Here is a 17,883-nt window from a genome sequence, read left to right as displayed (position 1 = left end):
CTCCGATAATTTTATCGGGGCTTTTTTTGTGTTTTTAGAATTATAAATGCTATTTTGAGCACAAAACAAAATAAGCTCTCCGCAGATTGTTTGCCAAATAGCAATCGGTATAATATAATAAATATGCAAGTTAAAAAATATTTGAGTTTAATGGCTGTCGGCCTGTTGTTGGCTTGTAACAGTGCTAACAAATCCACCGCAACAAAAGACAGTTCCGCAGGATCTGCCGCTGATCGTACAAAAGTGGTTAACCCTGCTTTTAGCGACGTGAAACTGCAAACAATTTACACTGCCTACATCAAATTGAAAGATCAGTTGGTTGCCAGTAATTACAATACCGTAAAACCAGCAGCTACAGCACTGTCAACATCACTTAAAGGATTTGCCGGTTGTGAGAGCGCAGCTGCTATAGCGCATAAAATTGCTGAAGCCACGGATATTAAGGCCCAAAGAGCAGCTTTTACCGATTTGAATGTAGAATTGATCCCTGTTTTTAAACATGCTTCACTAACATCAGGCACTGTTTATTTGCAACATTGCCCTATGGCCAACAATGGTGATGGTGGCGATTGGCTGGCGAGCGAAAAAAATATCCGTAACCCATACTATGGAGATGAAATGATGGAATGTGGAAGGGTAGCCGAAGAAATTAAAGCCAAATAGAGATTAAAGCAAGATTAGAACCGTCAAACAAGTGTAACAACCTTATATTTGTTTTAACGTAAATTTTAATAAAAGGAAATAACTACTTATAATTATATAAAATTTTAGATATATGTCAACTACTGCAGAAATTAAGATAGACGGAGCGACTTATGAGTTTCCGATCATTACCGGAACAGAAGGAGAGAAGGCTATCGATATTTCAAAATTAAGAGATCTAACAGGTCACATTACATTAGATTTTGGATACAAAAATACAGGTTCTACCAAAAGCGCCATTACCTTTTTAGATGGTGAGCAAGGTATATTGAAATATCGTGGTTACCCTATTGAAGAACTTGCCGAGAAAGCATCATTTTTAGAAGTTGCCTATTTATTGATTTACGGGGAGCTTCCTTCTCAAGAGCGAATAGAGAAATTCCAGAAAGATATCAGCATGCACACGCTGATCCATGAGGATATGAAGAAATTTTTTGATGGTTACCCTTCAAAATCACATCCAATGGCCCAGTTGTCGTCATTAGTTTGTTCACTTTCTACGTTTTACCCAGAGAGTTTAGAAGCTAACCAATCGGAAGAAGAGAAAGATCTGACCATTATCAAGATGTTGGCTAAAATGACTACCATTGTAGCTTTTATTTACAAAAAATCTTTAGGTCATCCGCTAATTTACCCTAAAAATAAATATGATTACATTACCAACTATTTGTGGATGACTTTTGGCCAACGCACCGAAGATTTTGAACCCAATCCGGTAATTGTAAGTGCGATGAACAAATTATTGATCCTCCATGCTGACCACGAGCAGAATTGCTCAACGTCAACGGTGAGAATTGTAGGTTCATCTGATTGTAACCTTTATGCGTCAATTTCAGCAGGTATTTCGGCATTGTGGGGCCCATTGCACGGTGGCGCTAACCAGGCCGTAATTGAGATGTTGGAAAAAATCAAAGCTGATGGTGGCGATACCGATAAATGGATTGCAAAAGCGAAGGATAAAAATGATCCTTTCCGTATGATGGGCTTTGGTCACCGTGTGTACAAAAACTTTGACCCCAGAGCTAAAATCATTAAAAAAGCTTGTGATGATATCTTAGAAAGTTTGGGCATTAACGATCCAGTATTGGAAATTGCTAAAAAACTAGAGCAAGCTGCTTTAACAGACCCTTATTTTATTGAGCGTAAATTATATCCAAATGTAGATTTTTATTCGGGTATCATCTATAGGGCTTTAGGATTCCCTTCAGAAATGTTCACCGTACTTTTCGCATTAGGCCGTCTTCCAGGATGGATTGCACAGTGGAAAGAAATGAGAACGAATAAGGAGCCTATTGGCAGACCACGTCAAATTTACGTTGGCGATGTTGACAAGCACTTATAGTTAACAAGAACTCTCTTTACAACCAAATATATAGTTGTTAAGCCGGTGGATTGCCGGCTTTTTTTATTGCCATATCTTTTAGCTGCTCTTTAAAGATTATTGCACTACACACCAATGAAATAACGCTGCTACGTGTCTATTTGGAAGTAAACTATGGCCACATAAGCACGTAATTAACTTTATCGGCTAAAATTCGAAGTAATAGTTTTGAGCGCCTAAAAGGTCGAGGAGAATACCTTAAAAGTAAAAAGGCTATATAGATTAATGAGTCTATATAGCCTTTTTGTTTAAACAATAAAGTACTGTGTTAAATCGTGATAAAGCTAAAAGCAATGATTGCTATGAAACAAAGCGTTAACAACATGCTGTAACAAAATATAAGGAAGAAGAATTTAAGCACCGTAACCCATCGGCTGCTGCCATAAAAAGTTCTTAAAGAGCGATAGATATACCACGTGATGTATATAAAGCCAACAGTACCGATAAGCCAATCCATATTTACCGCAAATTTAGTTAGCCACATCAGCAAAGCGGATACGATAAAACTCAAGAAAATGGCCGAATGGGTATGGAACGAATAGATAAGGTGCTCGTAGTAAAAGCGTTTCTTTCTAATATAAACCAACTTTAAAATCACGGCGAAAAGTGGTAAAAGAACAAACATCATCTTAGGGATGAGTTTGATCATATCCTCCTTTATTTTCTGACTGGGATCTGGATACTTATTAAATTGGATACTCTTTTTGGTAAAGTAGTTTACGATGAAATTGTCTCTTTTCTCTTTGGGCAGGGCACGTTGCTTCTTTTCATAGGCCTCTACAGTGCCATCTTTCGAGAGAAGATTAAATTTGTTATTTTTCTTTTGTAAGGTGTCAAATTTCAGCGAAGCACTACCTTTGGCTTTAATATCGGCCTTTACTTCTTGTAAAATGCTGTCTCTTTTTGATTTGCCAATTGGCAAGTATTTCAAGATCTGCTTTACTTCTTCAACATCTTCAATAACTATCGAATCTTGCTGCAGTTTTTCAGTTGCTACTGTTTTTTCCAGTTCTGCATGCTTCTTTTTTTCGCTTCCACTGAAAATCAAGATGAAAAACACAATGCTGATAAAAATATAGAGCTTGATAGGGTGTAGGAACGACGCCCTTTTGCCCGCAACATAATCAACGGTAAGTTTACCGGGCTTAAAAAGTAACGGTTTTATTGTACCAAAAAACTTATGCTCAAAGTGAAAGTAATCTGCAATAGCATGGGTAATCATGTGCAGCGCATCTTCCTTCAACTCAATATTCTCTTGCCCGCAATGGGGGCAATAGGTATCTTCAACATGGTGGCCACAGTTTAAACAGTTTTTTTCTTTCCTCAGCTTTACGGATGACATCTGGATTTAAATATAATTAATGACTAATTCTATTGATAGCTTCTTCTTCGGCACGGGTATGTTTGTGCTTGAACATGATGGCAAATAGTACGGTAACAATAAGTGCATAAATACTGAACGAAAGCCAGATATGATGCCAATCTCTACTTCCATCAGCGGCTATAAAGTACTCGTCTATCACTATACCGCTAATTTTGCTCCCTAACCAAGCACCAAAGCCATTGGTCATCATCATGAACAAACCCTGCGCACTGGAACGAATTGAGCTGCTGGTATTGGTTTCCACAAATAGTGATCCTGAAATATTGAAAAAGTCAAATGCCATCCCGTACACAATACATGATAGTACGATATGTATAGTACCCCAAAAACTAGGGTCACTGTAAGCGAAAAGCCCAAACCTAAGTACCCAGGCAATCATTGAAAAAATCATCACCTTTTTAATTCCAAATCTTCTGAGAAAGAAGGGGATCGCAAGAATAAATAAGGTTTCTGATATTTGAGATATAGAAAGAATTATTGTCGAGTATTTCACTACAAACGAATCGGCATAGGTTGGATTGCTTTCAAATCCAGTGATAAAGGCATCACCGTACATGTTGGTAAGCTGCAAAGCACCACCTAAAAGCATTGAGAAAAGAAAAAATAATGCCATTTTATATTCTCCAAAAAGCTTAAAAGCATTTAAGCCTAGCTTTTCAATTAGGGAAGCATTTTCTTTGATGTTTTTAGGCGGCGGACATTTTGGAAGTGTAAACGAAAAAATTCCCAGCAAAATTGCGCCAATAGCCGCAATGATGAATTGATTTGCATTTGCTTTGCTATCAGTTAGGTTGGTAGCCCACATGGCCACAATAAAGCCCACCGTACCCCAAACTCTTATTGGAGGGAAAACTTTTACAATATCGTATTTGCTGTTTTTTAATATGGTGTAGGATATTGAATTTGCTAATGATATGGTGGGCATGTAGCAAATCATAGCGCCAAAAATAACATAATAAAGGGTATCGGGATCATTCACTTTTGGTACGTAGAACAATATCAAACCATAAATGATATGTAAAATTCCATACAATTTTTCGGCGTTAACCCATTTATCGGCAATAATGCCAGTAATTGCTGGCATAAAGAGCGATGCTAGGGCCAAGGTTGAAAATATTGCGCCAAATTGAGGGAAAGTCCAGCCTTTTGCATTCAAACAATAGGTTCCAATTGTGATTAACCACGCACCCCATACAAAGAACTGCATGAAGCTCATGATTGTTAAGCGTAGCTTAATATTCATCAGTATAAATTTCGTTTAGTTTTGAACGGTTTGAAGATAGGACTTTTTTTTAGTACATGACAAATTTAAGCTGGTTAGCTGGCTAGATTTTTTACCACTATTGGTTTTGGGAGTTTTTTTGCCGTAAGCAACTGGGATAAAATTGCCCTGAAACAAGAAATGCAGGTTATTTACCTGCATTTCTTCGATTAATTTCGTCTCTAATCCGAGCGGCTTTTTCATAGGCCTCGTCGCTTAGTGCTTTTTCTAATTTTTCTTGAAGCTCTTCCAAGGATAAGCTTTGGTATCCCGATACTGGCATTGGTGACGGGGTTTCTTCAGCTGCCTGCCCACTGGTGATGCTTTCGATGTTTTCAAGAAAGAGGAAATCGTTTCCTTCAATCACAATCCCGGCCGAGGCGAGTATAAATTCGTAGGTATATATGGCTGCGTTAAATCTAACCGCAATGGCAATCGCGTCAGAGGTGCGAGCATCAATTTCTACCTGCTCTCCATCTTTATTACAAATCAGCTTGGCAAAAAACACTCCGTCTACCAAATTGTAGATCAATACCTCGGTAATTTCTACCTGATATGCTTGCGCAAATGATTTGAACAAATCGTGCGTTAACGGCCGGGTAGGAGACATCTTCTCAATTTCGATGGCAATGGCCTGCGCCTCAAATGCGCCAATAATGATGGGCAGCCTTCTACGTCCGTTAACTTCTCCCAATACCAACGCATAAGCTCCAGATTGCGTCTGGCTGTACGATAGTCCTACAATATCAAGTTTAACCTTCTTCATCCTTAAAAAATCAGCGCTTCAATATGGTTAACTAGCCTTTGTGTGCTTTTAACGCTGCAATAATTTTAGGAACTACTTCAAAAGCATCTCCAACAATACCATAATCGGCTACTTTAAAGAAAGGCGCTTCAGGATCTTTGTTGATCACTACAATTACTTTTGAGGAGCTTACGCCCGCCAAGTGTTGGATGGCGCCAGAGATACCAATGGCGATGTAAAGGTTTGGGCTAATGGCAATACCAGTTTGTCCAACGTGCTCAGAGTGAGGTCTCCAATCGGCATCAGAAACTGGTTTTGAACAAGCGGTTGCAGCGCCCAAAAGGTCTGCCAATTCTTCTACCATTCCCCAGTTTTCAGGGCCTTTTAAGCCCCTGCCGCCAGAAACCACAATCTCTGCGTCAGGTAAAGATACTTTGTTGGTAGCACGTACAATTTCTTTAACCATGGCAGCTAAGTCGCTTGATTTTACCTCAGGGCTAAAAGCCTCAATGGCAATATTGGTTGGGTTTTCTTTTACCCCAAAAGCATTTGGATTTAAGGCAATCACCTTATTGGCCGAGGTTAAGGTAGTAATGGCAAAAGCTTTTCCGGAGAAAGCGGTTTTCTTTACAGAAAAGTCACTGGAAGGCAACTCCACGGCGCCATCAATTAAGCCTGCTTCAAGTTTTACTGCAACCCGCGGGGCCAAACCTTTTCCGGAGAATGAGTTAGAAAGTACAACGATATTTGCATTTTCTTTTTTGGCAGCTTCGGCAATCACAGATGCATAAGCCTGATTTACAAAATTCTTAAGCTGGTCTGCTTCTACTTTTAAAACTTTGCTTGCGCCATATTTTCCAAGTTCATTCAATTCGCTATCTGCAACATTACCAATTGATATTGCACTTAAGCTGGTGCCTTGTTGATCAGCAAGGGCTTTGGCGTAAGATACCGCTTCGAATACTGATTTTTTGAACTTTCCTTCAACTTGTTCTACATATACTAATACTGACATATTAATCTATTTGAAATCCCATCGGGATGTTTTGCTAATTTAACTGTTTAAACGATTAGGGGTTTGCATAATAATGATTAGATCACTTTAGCTTCGGTATGCAATAAGCCGATAAGTTCTTCGGCACTCTCAGCAGGAATTAACTTTACCGACCCACGAGGTGCGGGAGTTTCAAACTTGCTGATTTTGCTCATTTCAGGAACATTCACGGCTTCTATGGTTTGTAGCGGTTTGGTACGTGCCGACATGATCCCTCTCATGTTCGGGATTTTAGCTTCGGCAGTTCCCTCGGCACAACTTGCCACAAATTTCCCATTTACGCTTAATACTTCCTTGCCGCCTTCAATTTCACGTTCTATAGTTGCTGTAGAACCATCGTAATCTAGTTTCTTAATGATAGAAACAGAAGGGATGTCCAAAAATTCGCCAATCATTGCAGCTACCTGAGAACCATTGTAGTCAATAGATTCCCTGCCGCATAAAATCATATCGAATTCGTTAGATTTTGCATATTCCGCAATTTGTTTAGCTACAAAATAAGCATCTCTCGGAGCGGCATTTATTCTTACAGCATCATCAGCGCCAATGGCTAATGCTTTTCTGATGGTTGGTTCGGTACTGCTTTCGCCAACGTTAACAACAGTTACGGTGCCCTTACCTCCTTCACAAAGCTCAATGGCTCTAGAAAGCGCAATTTCATCATAAGGATTAACAATGTATTGTACACCTGCAGTATTGAATTGGGTATTGTCGGCCGTAAAGGTTATTTTTGTGGTCGTGTCTGGAACGTTACTGATACAAACTAGAATTTTCATATTTATATATTTGATTAAGGTAAAATTCAGCTATGTCAATTAAATTATTGCACTGGTTGATCTGTTATATGTTTGCCAACAAAGTTAAAGAACCCATAAATTCTACTTTTGTTTGTGCAAACAAGGAATGTAATCCTTAATTGTATTTTTGCAAATCTAATTAAAAAAGCAAGGAATTAAAATGCAAAACCAACGATTAACCAAGTTATTCGAATTTTTATCAGCCGATCCGAATGATAGTTTTATACTGTACGCCATTGCAACAGAGTATAATGTGCAAAACGATACCGAAAATGCACTTAAATATTACCTTGAGTTAACAGAGAAGCATCCTAACTATGTAGGTACTTACTATCACCTCGGTAAGCTTTACGAAAAAATTGGAAATAAGGACGAAGCTATACGGATTTATCAAACGGGCATGCAGGCGGCCAGGCAAAAACGAGATATGCATGCCCTGTCTGAACTGCAGGGAGCATATAATAGTGCTGCCGGTTTAGATTACGAAGACGACTAGCAATTAACCCATCCCAACGAAATGATCAGGTAAGCAAGTTAATGGCAAAACGACAACTATTATTTATCAGAAATGTGTTCTTTTTTACGTTCACCGCATTTGGCGGGGCGCAGGCGCATTTGTCGTTATTGTTGCGTTATTTTGTAAACAACATCAATTTTATTAGTGAAGAAGAATTGCTGGAGCTAAATGCCTTGGCGCAGGTACTGCCTGGTCCGGCATCAACCCAAACCTTAGTGGGCATTGCCTATAAAGTTGGCGGACTGAAATTGGCCATCATCACTTTCTTGATCTGGATTTTACCCTCAGCGGCTATCATGACACTGGCCGCAATTTGGTATGCCTTACTTGATCAAAAGCATAAATTTGCAGAGGCACTGGAGTATATACACCCCATTGCCTTGGGGGTTGTAGCCTATGGCGCTTTCCAGCTAGGACGAAAGGTACTGACTACCCAAGTGTCGGTTTTTTTAGCGGTAGGAGCATTGGTGGGTACATTGGTATTGCGGGAGGCCTATGTATTTCCACTAGCTATTTTAATCGGCGGAATGGTGTCCTCGGCTATTGGCACACCTACTGAAGAAACAGAATTAAGGGTACGGTTATTTGCAAATATCAATCCCAAAAAACTGGGCTATTTTATTGGCGTGCTTCTTTTTATGGCAATGCTGGGCGCCATAATCAACAGGACTTCGCCGTTTAGTTTGCCCATCAGGTTGTTTGAGAACTTCTATCGTAACGGCATTTTCATTTTTGGTGGCGGACAAGTTCTGGTACCCATGATGTTTACCGAGTTTGTGCAAATGAAACATTATCTCAGTCAAACTGACTTTCTTTCTGGCTTTGCCTTTCAGCAAATTTTGCCCGGACCAACGTTTTCGTTTACAAGTTACATAGGTGCTTTAGGCATGAAACATGGTGGATATGGAATACTTGGACAAGCTACTGGAGGCTTGCTGGCCGTATTGGGAATTAACCTGCCCGGGTTGATTTTGGTGCTTTTTATTGTGCCTTTTTGGAACGATTTGAAAAAAATATCCAGAATTAAATATTCTCTTTCAGGCATTAATGCCGTAAGTGTAGGTTTTATCATTGCCGCATTTATAATGTTGATCGCTCCAGTTGGATTAAATTGGCTATTTTTGGGCATTGTACTGGCTACATTTTTATTGTTGAATTTTACCAAGATAAGCCCGGCATTAATTATCCTCGCTGGCCTATTTTTGGGTTATATAATCTAGTGATGAATAAGTTTGTAAAAGAAGAAGTTAGTTTTTTTAAAGGAGCCAGAACTCGTTGGCAGGAATTGAAATATGTTTTGGGGGTAATTTATCAGTTTTACAAAGGATTTAGAAAACTACATTTTGTGGGCCCTTGTGTGACGGTTTTTGGTTCGGCACGTTTCAAGGAAGATCATCCTTACTATGAAATGGCCCGCAAAGTATCTGCCGAAATTTCGAAATTAGGTTTTACCATCATGACAGGCGGTGGCCCCGGCATTATGGAGGCAGCCAATAGGGGAGCGAAAGATGCAGGAGGTTTATCTGTAGGATGTAACATTGTACTGCCACATGAGCAACATGAAAACCCCTATCTGGATACCTCAGTAAACATTGAATACTTCTTTGTGAGAAAGGAGTTGCTAAGAAAGTACTCTTACGCCTTCGTAGTACTGCCAGGTGGTTTTGGTACTTTGGATGAATTTTTTGAGACTCTAACACTGATCCAAACAGGAAAGGTGGAGAAATTTCCTATAGTGATTATGGGAAAAGAGTTCCATCATGAAATTTACCTGCATATTGAGCGAATGATGGCCGAAAAGACCATTAGCCCAGCAGATATGGATTTACTTTTGTTCACCGATGATATTGAAGAGGTTGTAAGTCATATCAGGAAATATAAAGAAACTGCACCTATATTTAAATTACAGTCACCTAAAAAGGCTTGGTGGATTTTTGGCGAAGAAAAACCAGATGCCAAAGCAAGTTAGCTACTTTTCAGACTTATGAAGTTTTAGAAACTTCGTAAGTCTCGTATAGGGCGTTTCGTCATAGGAGCACAATCTCACTTTTGATATTATACTATCGCTTTAAGATTGCTTCGTGCCTCGCAATGACGAACTTTTAATACAAATAAAAAAGGGCTTATGAAACATTTCATAAGCCCTTTTCTTTTAAAATATCTTAAAACGGTGGGTCATCATCTGGCATATCGTTCATGCTTGATGGCCTGATGATGATATTGCCAGCTGGCCTGTCAAAATTTTCTGAAGGCATCATGCTACTATCACTTCCTGCCGAGAAACTAGAAGGAGGGAGGAAACTATCTTCCAAATCCGCAAACTTCACATATTTACCAATAAATCTCAACGGTACGATACCGGTTTCTCCGTGACGGTTTTTACCGATAATTACCTCGCCTACACCAGCATTGGAACGGCCACTCTCATCTTCCATGATACCGTAATATTCTGGACGATATAGGAAGAGTACCATATCCGCATCCTGCTCAATAGAACCAGATTCACGTAAATCGGACAACATTGGGCGCTTGCCATTTTGCCCTGGCCTGCTTTCAACGGCACGGCTTAGCTGGGAAAGTGCCAATACGGATACATCGAGTTCTTTGGCTACCGATTTGAGCGCACGTGAAATACTACCAATTTCCTGTTCACGGTTGCCGCCACCTTCACCTTTACCATGCATTAACTGCAAGTAATCGACAATAACCATTTGGATATCGTATTGCGATTTTAACCTGCGGCACTTTGCCCTAAACTCAAAGATATTCAATGCGGGCGTATCGTCAATGAGCAGCGGAGCCTCTGAAAGCCGGCCAATCTTACTGTGCAGTTGTTGCCATTCCCATTCAGCCAAGTTACCTTTTCTGATTTTTTCCTGTTCAATTTCGGCTTCGCCAGAGATCAAACGATTTACCAACTGTACCGAAGACATCTCTAGGGAGAACACCACTACCGGTTTTTGGAAATCTACGGCTGCATTTCGGGCACAGCTCAGTACAAATGCGGTTTTACCCATTGCCGGACGGGCCGCTATAATCACCAAATCTGATTTCTGCCATCCGCCAGTTACCCGATCTAAATCTGTAAAGCCCGAAGGTACGCCCGTTAAACCATCGGTTTTAGTTCTCAGTTCTTCCAAAGAGGCCAAAGACTGTTTGATAATGGCATCCATTTTCTGCGTATCTCGGCGCAAATTGTTTTGGGCAATGTCAAACAAGTTTTTTTCGGCCATATCCAATAGGTCGAAAATATCTGTAGTGTCTTCGTAGGCATTTTTGATAATTTCGGTAGATATCCTGATCAGTTCTCGTTGAATATATTTTTGAGAGATGATACGGGCATGAAATTCGATATTTGCCGCAGATGAAACTCTGTTGGTAAGATAGGTTACGTAATAGGCACCTCCAATCATTTCCAAAGCCCCATTTGTACGCAGTTCAGTGGTTACCGTTAAAATATCCACAGGCTTTGATTTCTGGAAAAGCGCTTGTATTGCCTCAAAAACCTTTTTATGTCTTTCGTCGTAAAAAAGTTCTGGCTTAAGCACATCAATAACGGCAGATAGGGCGTCTTTTTCCAACATCAGCGCACCCAATACCGCTTCCTCCAAATCAGTGGCCTGAGGCTGTATTTTGTCAACTGTAGCAATCGTATTAGCCAATCGGCCTTTCCTGGCCGATAAAGAAAATTTGCCTTGTCCCTTTTGTTCGTTATCCATGCTCATAGAGCAAAAGTAACTAAAATTAGGGCGTATTGTTTGAAGAAGTTTTAACTAGGTTGTCAACAACTTGAATGCTAATCTGATGATTTTTTTAGCTATATTATAAATGTAAAAGAGTTGTAAACAATTTTATGTGGATAAGCCAGTATTGAACTTTTAATAGTTACTTTTGCACTACATTAATAGGCATGGATAATTTTAGAAGACCGCAAAGGAATAAAGAGAACAATGAGTTTATTTTTGGCATTAGGGCTGTAATTGAGGCCATAAAGGCTGGGCGAGATATAGAAACGATATATGTTCAAAGAGGCTTGTCGGGTGATTTATTTCTTGAATTGAAATCTCTATTGTCAGGCTCTTTAATTCCGATGAGTGTGGTGCCCGTTGAGAAACTGAATAGGATGACGCAAAAGAACCACCAGGGCGTCATTTCCGTAGTATCGCCAATTACCTATCAAAACATTGAAGACATTATCCCAGCCGTTTACGAGAAAGGGGAAACGCCACTGATATTGGTACTGGATAGCGTAACCGATGTTCGCAATATGGGAGCCATAGCCCGAACTGCGGCCTGCGTAGGTGTCCACGCAATCGTGGTGCCTTTAAAAAATGCTGCTCAAATCAATGCCGATGCCATTAAGACTTCAGCTGGTGCTTTGTTCTCCATTCCGGTTTGTAGACATGCCAGCCTACATAAAGTGTGTTTGTTTTTACAGGATAGTGGCTTACAGGTAGTGGCCTGTACAGAGAAAACAAACGATTTGATTTATGCGCCAGATTATACCATGCCCACTGCCATTGTAATGGGATCTGAAGATGAGGGAATCTCTAACGATCTGTTAAGGGTAGCCAACCATCTGGCCAAAATACCTATGGCGGGCAAAATTGAATCCTTGAATGTTTCTGTTGCCGCAGGTGTAATCTTGTATGAAGCAATAAGACAAAGACAGTAGACCACCATTTGTGATCTACCATCCTAAGTAATATCTTGTTAAATAAATTTGTTGGCAAATTTGGCCTTAACGTCGGCCACAATATTTTTCACGTTTTGTTCTTCGGAACGTGGGCAAATCAACAGCGTATTATTTGATTCTACAACGATATAATCATGGAGTCCCTGTAAAATCACTAATTTTTCGTGGGGAACGTTTACCATGCAATTAGAGGAATCGTACATCATGACCTGTTCAGAGGGAATTACGGCATTGCCTACGTAGTCTTTTTCGGCCATTTCATAGATAGAGGCCCAGGTGCCCAAATCAGACCAGCCAAAATCAGCGGGCAGTACGTAAACATTCTCCGCTTTTTCCATAATGCCAAAGTCGATAGAAATGTTTGTGCATAACTGGTAAGCATTTGAAATGAAAGCCTTTTCATTTGGTGTATTATAGGAGGTTTTACCACTGGTAAATATCTCGTGCATATCTGGCAAGTGCCTTTCTAAAGCCTTGATAATAGCTTTAGCCGACCAAATAAAAATACCTGCATTCCAAAGAAAATCACCACTTTGCAGAAAAGACTTTGCCAGCTCCAGGTTTGGTTTTTCAGTAAAAGTTTTTACTTGGTGTATCTCCTCATTTCCAGCCAATATCTCATTGTTAAATTGGATATACCCATATCCCGTATCGGGTCTGTTGGGCTTTATTCCCAAAGTAATTAAACAATTATGCTGGCTTGCCGCGTCCATAGATTGTTCTATAGATTTAACAAAGGCTTTTTGGTTGCCTATGGTATGATCAGACGGAGCAACTACAATTACTGCATCGGGGTCAAGTTGAGCGATTTTTGATGAACCATACGCAATGCAAGGAGCGGTGTTGCGCATCATGGGCTCGGCCAAAATTTGATTTTCACTTAATTGTGGCAACTGCTCCTTGATAAGCTCAACGTAACTTTCGTTGGTAACGATGAAGATGTTTTCAGGCAAACAAATCTGCAGAAAACGTTCATAAGTACTTTGTATAAGTGTTTTGCCAACACCAAAAAAATCTATAAACTGCTTAGGGAATTCTGTTCTACTTACTGGCCAAAAGCGGCTTCCAACACCGCCAGCCATAATTAATGCGTACCTGTTTTTATTCATGTTCAAGGCAAATATATGTTTTTATACAATACCTTCTTGTAATAGGTCGTGTAAATGCACCAGACCTAAATAGTGCCCCTCTTTGGTCACTAAAATCTGGGTAATGTTGTTGTTTTTGATGATTTCTAAAGCAAGTAACGCTAATTCCTCACTATCAATCGTCTTAGGGTTGGTATTCATTAAGTCGCTGGCTTTGATGTTTTCAAGATTGGTATGTTTTTCAAGCATGCGCCTAATATCACCATCGGTAATAATCCCCAAAATTTCACTACCATTAGTAACAACAACCGCTCCCAAACGGTTTTTACTAATTTCAACAATGATGTCTTTAACTGGTGCATGGGCGCTTATTGCGGGTTTTTCATTCTTTAGGGCCAAATCACCGGCTTTTAAATAAAGTCTTTTCCCTAAAGCCCCCCCTGGATGATATTTTGCGAAGTCAGCGGACTGGAAATTTCTGGCCTGCAATAAACAAATCGCTAGGGCATCGCCCATGGCAAGTTGTGCGGTAGTACTGGTAGTAGGGGCCAGGTTGTGCGGACAAGCTTCTTTGTCAACAGCGGTATTCAGGATCAAATCTGCCTGTTGAGCCAAATCAGACTTAATATTTCCCAGCATAGCCACTAATTTATTTCCGGAGAGCTTTAAAAGTGGTGCCAGTAATTTTATTTCGGGCGTGTTGCCGCTTTTAGACAAGCAAAGTACCACGTCATCTTTTTGGATCATTCCTAAATCGCCATGTACGGCATCTGCGGCGTGCATAAAAACGGAGGGTGTTCCGGTAGAGTTAAACGTAGCCACAATTTTTTGCGCAATGATGGCACTTTTGCCAATTCCAGTGACAATTACCCTGCCCCGACTATTCAAAATAGTCTCTACAGTTTCAACAAAATCATCGTCGATATAGTCGATAAGCCTTAAAACAGCTTCAGATTCGAGCTTCAGTGTAGAGATAGCCGAATCAATTATAGATTTTTTACTTTCCAAAGAGAATTTATTAGTAAATTAATACTTTAATTACTGCAAAATTATGTTATTTTGAACAATAATAGCACACAATATTCAGCACAGGAAATGGACGTCAAGAAGTCTTTATTTGATAACCTTCAAACATTCTTCGGTTTCGATAATTTTAAGGGTGATCAAGAATCGATCATTACCAACATATTAGAGGGAAAAAATACATTTGTAATTATGCCAACGGGTGGAGGAAAATCCATTTGTTACCAATTGCCCGCTTTAATGAGCGAGGGAACCGCCATTGTTATTTCTCCATTGATAGCCTTGATGAAAAATCAAGTAGATCAGATTAGAGCATTTGGTGGTAGCGATAGTATCGCACATTTTTTAAATTCATCGTTAACCAAATCGGAAATTACGCAGGTAAAAACCGATTTGTTGAACGGGCAAACCAAACTGTTGTACGTAGCACCCGAGTCCTTATCAAAACAAGAGAATGTAGAGTTTTTGAGATTATTGAAAATTTCTTTTGTTGCCGTAGATGAAGCGCATTGTATTTCCGAGTGGGGACATGATTTTAGACCGGAATACAGGAAGATTAGGCAGGTAATTGCCGGATTAGGTGAAAATATCCCAATTATTGCGTTAACCGCTACCGCTACGCCCAAGGTGCAACAGGATATCATCAAAAACTTGGGCATGACGGATGCAACTTTATTCAAGTCTTCTTTCAATAGGCCAAACCTATTTTATGAGATCCGTCCCAAAAAAAATATCACCAAGGAAATAATTAAATATGTAAAATATAACCCCGGAAAATCGGGGATTATTTATTGTTTAAGCAGGAAAAAGGTTGAGGAAGTAGCTGAAACATTGAATATCAATGGCATTAAAGCCTTGCCTTACCATGCCGGGCTGGAACCAAAAGTAAGGGCAGATACCCAGGACAAATTTTTAATGGAAGACGTGGAGGTTATTGTGGCCACAATTGCCTTTGGAATGGGAATTGACAAGCCCGATGTAAGGTTTGTAATCCATCATGACGTACCAAAAAGTATGGAGGGATATTACCAGGAAACCGGAAGAGCTGGACGTGACGGAGGAGAGGGCGTTTGTATTGCCTTTTATTCGCAGAAAGACGTGGAAAAACTGGCCAAATTCATGAAAGACAAACCTGTTTCAGAGCGTGAAATTGGTACCCAGATTTTGAAGGAAGTGATAGACTATGCCGAGTCTTCTGTTTGTAGGAGAAAGCAAATTCTTCATTATTTTGGCGAAAATTTCAATGAAACCGGCTGTAACTGCATGTGCGACAATTGCAAAAAGCCGAAACAACAGTTTGAGGCCGAAGATAAGTTGTTGACACTGCTGAAATTGGTTGAAACCAGTGGCGAAAAATTTGATGATGCGCACTTGATCAATGTTTTTATGGGCTACGAAACTGCGCAGACCATTGCTTATGAGCACAGTAAACTCCCTGAGTTTGGTTCCGGTAAAGCCGATGGTGAAAACTTATGGAAATCATTGCTCAGACAAGCGGTACTCAATAATTTTTTGGCCAAAGATATCGACAACTACGGCCTTTTAAAACTTACCAAAATAGGACGTGAGTTTATAGAAAGTCCGTATAGCTTGAAATTTATATTAAACGAAATTGTTGATACAGCTGGCGATGAAGACGAAGATGATATCAAACAAGCCACTGGGGCACTGGACACCCAGTTGTTACAGTTGCTAAAGGACTTGCGTAAAAAAATTGCAAAGCAGAAGAACGTACCTCCTTTTGTGGTGTTTCAGGACCCCTCGTTGGAGGAAATGTGTACGCATTATCCAGTTACCAGCGACGAACTAAAGCAGATTTCAGGCGTTGGCAATGGTAAGGCACTTAAATTTGGCGCACCTTTTATCGAGCTGATCAAAAAATATGTAGAGGATAATGATATCGACAGACCAGTGGATTTGGTGATCAAAACTCAAGCAAATAAGTCTGCCTTAAAGGTGTCCATTATTCAAAATATTGATAGGCAGATTGGTTTGGAAGATATTGCACGCTCAAAGGGGATTACCTACGCGGATGTAATCAAAGAAGTAGAAGCTATTGTGAACTCTGGCACAAAACTTAATTTAACTTATTACATCGATGAAATGATTGATGAAGATAGACAAGATGAAGTTTTTGACTACTTCCAATCCGCAGATACCGATTCCATAGATTTAGCCTTGAGAGATCTGGGTGAAACTGATTATACCAGAGAAGAAATCCAGCTCATGCGCATTAAATTCATGAGCGAGTTAGGAAATTAGATGGTGCATCTTAAGACTTTTTTGTCTCGGCTATAAGAAAGTCTAAATACCAATATCTAAATACTTAATACTAAAAACGAAAATGATAAACTACTTAGATAAATTAAAACATACAGATAGTAACAATTTCTTTTTAATGGCTGGCCCTTGTGCCATTGAAGGCGAAGAAATAGCTTTACGCATTGCCGAGAAAATAGTCACCATTACTGATAAGTTAAACATCCCTTATATTTTTAAAGGCTCTTACCGAAAAGCGAACAGAAGCAAAGGCAGTTCATTTACAGGAATAGGAGATGAGAAGGCCCTTAAGATATTGGAAAAAGTAGGCAGAGAGTTCAATGTACCTACCGTTACAGATATCCATGAAAGTGACGAGGCGGCAATGGCTGCAGCCTATGTTGACGTACTTCAAATTCCAGCTTTTCTTTGCCGTCAAACAGATTTGTTGTTAGCTGCTGCAGCTACTGGCAAAGTGGTAAACGTAAAAAAAGGACAATTTCTTTCGGCGGGTTCCATGAAATTTGCCGTAGAAAAAATACAGGAGGCGGGAAATCAGAAAGTGATTTTAACCGATAGAGGAAATACCTTTGGTTATCAGGATTTAATTGTTGACTACAGAGGTTTGCCTGAAATGCAAAGTTTTGGGGTGCCTGTAGTGATGGATTGTACACATTCCTTACAACAACCTAATCAAAGTAGTGGGGTTACTGGCGGTAAACCTGAACTCATTACCACCATTGCCAAAGCTGCCATTGCAGTTGGAGCAGATGGCTTGTTTATTGAAACCCATCCCGACCCAGCAAACGCAAAATCTGATGGTGCCAATATGTTGAACTTGGCATTATTAGAAGATTTACTGGTAAAACTGATTAAGATTAGGCAGGCTGTTTTATAGATGTTTTCTGTCATTCCGAGGCAAGAGGAACCGCTGATAAATATCTAGCAGATTCATCGCTAAGCTCAGAATGACAGA

16 protein-coding genes are annotated in these 17,883 nt (G+C 39.8%); 8 read left to right on the top strand and 8 right to left on the bottom strand.

What is annotated here, in order from left to right; genetic code table 11:
* Positions 1-123: 123 nt before the first annotated feature.
* Positions 124-663 carry a DUF3347 domain-containing protein gene (locus DUT71_RS05030; RefSeq protein ID WP_240186861.1) on the top strand — a complete coding sequence of 180 codons (540 nt, stop codon included), beginning with the start codon at positions 124-126 and terminating at the stop codon, positions 661-663.
* 112 nt (positions 664-775) lie between these two features.
* Positions 776-2,044, top strand: coding sequence for a citrate synthase (locus tag DUT71_RS05025; RefSeq protein ID WP_113661421.1), 1,269 nt, complete (start codon positions 776-778; stop codon positions 2,042-2,044).
* 307 nt (positions 2,045-2,351) lie between these two features.
* Here the strand turns inward: DUT71_RS05025 and DUT71_RS05020 are convergent, their stop codons facing one another.
* From DUT71_RS05020 to DUT71_RS05000, 5 genes are all read right to left on the bottom strand, one after another.
* Positions 2,352-3,425 (bottom strand): DUF3667 domain-containing protein, encoded by a 1,074-nt coding sequence (locus tag DUT71_RS05020; protein ID WP_113661420.1) that lies wholly within the window; start codon positions 3,423-3,425, stop codon positions 2,352-2,354.
* Between the two features lie 16 nt (positions 3,426-3,441).
* Complete coding sequence (locus DUT71_RS05015) at positions 3,442-4,710, bottom strand: nucleoside permease (RefSeq protein WP_113661419.1); 1,269 nt, start codon at positions 4,708-4,710, stop codon at positions 3,442-3,444.
* A 166-nt stretch (positions 4,711-4,876) separates the two neighbouring features.
* Complete coding sequence (locus DUT71_RS05010; protein WP_113661418.1) at positions 4,877-5,494, bottom strand: bifunctional nuclease family protein; 618 nt, start codon at positions 5,492-5,494, stop codon at positions 4,877-4,879.
* Positions 5,495-5,525: 31 nt separating this feature from the next.
* Entirely contained in the window at positions 5,526-6,488 is a 963-nt protein-coding gene (locus DUT71_RS05005; RefSeq protein WP_113661417.1) for an electron transfer flavoprotein subunit alpha/FixB family protein, read from the bottom strand.
* Positions 6,489-6,565: 77 nt separating this feature from the next.
* The gene (locus DUT71_RS05000; RefSeq protein WP_113661416.1) at positions 6,566-7,303 is read right to left on the bottom strand and encodes an electron transfer flavoprotein subunit beta/FixA family protein; all 738 of its coding nucleotides are present in this window, start codon (positions 7,301-7,303) and stop codon (positions 6,566-6,568) included.
* Between the two features lie 181 nt (positions 7,304-7,484).
* Between DUT71_RS05000 and DUT71_RS04995 the strand changes: the two genes are divergently transcribed.
* Genes DUT71_RS04995 through DUT71_RS04985 form a run of 3 tightly spaced genes read left to right on the top strand, consistent with a single transcriptional unit; the run spans position 7,485 to position 9,810 of the window.
* Complete coding sequence (locus DUT71_RS04995; protein WP_113661415.1) at positions 7,485-7,820, top strand: tetratricopeptide repeat protein; 336 nt, start codon at positions 7,485-7,487, stop codon at positions 7,818-7,820.
* 41 nt (positions 7,821-7,861) lie between these two features.
* Entirely contained in the window at positions 7,862-9,061 is a 1,200-nt protein-coding gene (chrA, locus tag DUT71_RS04990; protein WP_113661414.1) for a chromate efflux transporter, read from the top strand.
* Between the two features lie 2 nt (positions 9,062-9,063).
* Positions 9,064-9,810, top strand: coding sequence for an LOG family protein (locus DUT71_RS04985; protein WP_113661413.1), 747 nt, complete (start codon positions 9,064-9,066; stop codon positions 9,808-9,810).
* Between the two features lie 193 nt (positions 9,811-10,003).
* Here DUT71_RS04985 and dnaB read toward each other — a convergent pair whose 3' ends face one another.
* Positions 10,004-11,560, bottom strand: coding sequence for a replicative DNA helicase (dnaB, locus tag DUT71_RS04980; RefSeq protein WP_113661634.1), 1,557 nt, complete (start codon positions 11,558-11,560; stop codon positions 10,004-10,006).
* Positions 11,561-11,751: 191 nt separating this feature from the next.
* Between dnaB and rlmB the strand changes: the two genes are divergently transcribed.
* Complete coding sequence (gene rlmB, locus DUT71_RS04975) at positions 11,752-12,516, top strand: 23S rRNA (guanosine(2251)-2'-O)-methyltransferase RlmB (protein ID WP_113661412.1); 765 nt, start codon at positions 11,752-11,754, stop codon at positions 12,514-12,516.
* A 38-nt stretch (positions 12,517-12,554) separates the two neighbouring features.
* Here the strand turns inward: rlmB and DUT71_RS04970 are convergent, their stop codons facing one another.
* Both DUT71_RS04970 and DUT71_RS04965 read right to left on the bottom strand, forming a co-directional pair.
* Entirely contained in the window at positions 12,555-13,646 is a 1,092-nt protein-coding gene (locus DUT71_RS04970) for a mannose-1-phosphate guanylyltransferase (RefSeq protein ID WP_113661411.1), read from the bottom strand.
* A gap of 21 nt (positions 13,647-13,667) precedes the next feature.
* On the bottom strand, positions 13,668-14,633 hold the full coding sequence (locus tag DUT71_RS04965; RefSeq protein ID WP_113661410.1) for a KpsF/GutQ family sugar-phosphate isomerase: 966 nt from the start codon (positions 14,631-14,633) through the stop codon (positions 13,668-13,670).
* A gap of 87 nt (positions 14,634-14,720) precedes the next feature.
* Here DUT71_RS04965 and recQ point away from each other — a divergent pair, with 87 nt between their 5' ends.
* Both recQ and kdsA read left to right on the top strand, forming a co-directional pair.
* Positions 14,721-16,910 (top strand): DNA helicase RecQ, encoded by a 2,190-nt coding sequence (gene recQ, locus DUT71_RS04960; protein ID WP_113661409.1) that lies wholly within the window; start codon positions 14,721-14,723, stop codon positions 16,908-16,910.
* Between the two features lie 82 nt (positions 16,911-16,992).
* Complete coding sequence (gene kdsA, locus DUT71_RS04955) at positions 16,993-17,805, top strand: 3-deoxy-8-phosphooctulonate synthase (protein ID WP_113661408.1); 813 nt, start codon at positions 16,993-16,995, stop codon at positions 17,803-17,805.
* Positions 17,806-17,883 lie beyond the last annotated feature (78 nt).

The sequence above is a fragment of the Pedobacter nanyangensis genome (assembly GCF_003313505.1).
GTDB lineage: Bacteria > Bacteroidota > Bacteroidia > Sphingobacteriales > Sphingobacteriaceae > Pedobacter > Pedobacter nanyangensis.
This window is presented reverse-complemented; position numbering and strand designations above follow the sequence as displayed.

Coding starts and splice junctions, on each gene's coding strand:
- DUT71_RS05030 (WP_240186861.1), top strand. CDS start 124: ATGCAAGTTAAAAAATATTTGAGTTTAATGGCTGTCGGCCTGTTGTTG.
- DUT71_RS05025 (WP_113661421.1), top strand. CDS start 776: ATGTCAACTACTGCAGAAATTAAGATAGACGGAGCGACTTATGAGTTT.
- DUT71_RS05020 (WP_113661420.1), bottom strand. CDS start 3,425: ATGTCATCCGTAAAGCTGAGGAAAGAAAAAAACTGTTTAAACTGTGGC.
- DUT71_RS05015 (WP_113661419.1), bottom strand. CDS start 4,710: ATGAATATTAAGCTACGCTTAACAATCATGAGCTTCATGCAGTTCTTT.
- DUT71_RS05010 (WP_113661418.1), bottom strand. CDS start 5,494: ATGAAGAAGGTTAAACTTGATATTGTAGGACTATCGTACAGCCAGACG.
- DUT71_RS05005 (WP_113661417.1), bottom strand. CDS start 6,488: ATGTCAGTATTAGTATATGTAGAACAAGTTGAAGGAAAGTTCAAAAAA.
- DUT71_RS05000 (WP_113661416.1), bottom strand. CDS start 7,303: ATGAAAATTCTAGTTTGTATCAGTAACGTTCCAGACACGACCACAAAA.
- DUT71_RS04995 (WP_113661415.1), top strand. CDS start 7,485: ATGCAAAACCAACGATTAACCAAGTTATTCGAATTTTTATCAGCCGAT.
- chrA (WP_113661414.1), top strand. CDS start 7,862: ATGGCAAAACGACAACTATTATTTATCAGAAATGTGTTCTTTTTTACG.
- DUT71_RS04985 (WP_113661413.1), top strand. CDS start 9,064: ATGAATAAGTTTGTAAAAGAAGAAGTTAGTTTTTTTAAAGGAGCCAGA.
- dnaB (WP_113661634.1), bottom strand. CDS start 11,560: ATGGATAACGAACAAAAGGGACAAGGCAAATTTTCTTTATCGGCCAGG.
- rlmB (WP_113661412.1), top strand. CDS start 11,752: ATGGATAATTTTAGAAGACCGCAAAGGAATAAAGAGAACAATGAGTTT.
- DUT71_RS04970 (WP_113661411.1), bottom strand. CDS start 13,646: ATGAATAAAAACAGGTACGCATTAATTATGGCTGGCGGTGTTGGAAGC.
- recQ (WP_113661409.1), top strand. CDS start 14,721: ATGGACGTCAAGAAGTCTTTATTTGATAACCTTCAAACATTCTTCGGT.
- kdsA (WP_113661408.1), top strand. CDS start 16,993: ATGATAAACTACTTAGATAAATTAAAACATACAGATAGTAACAATTTC.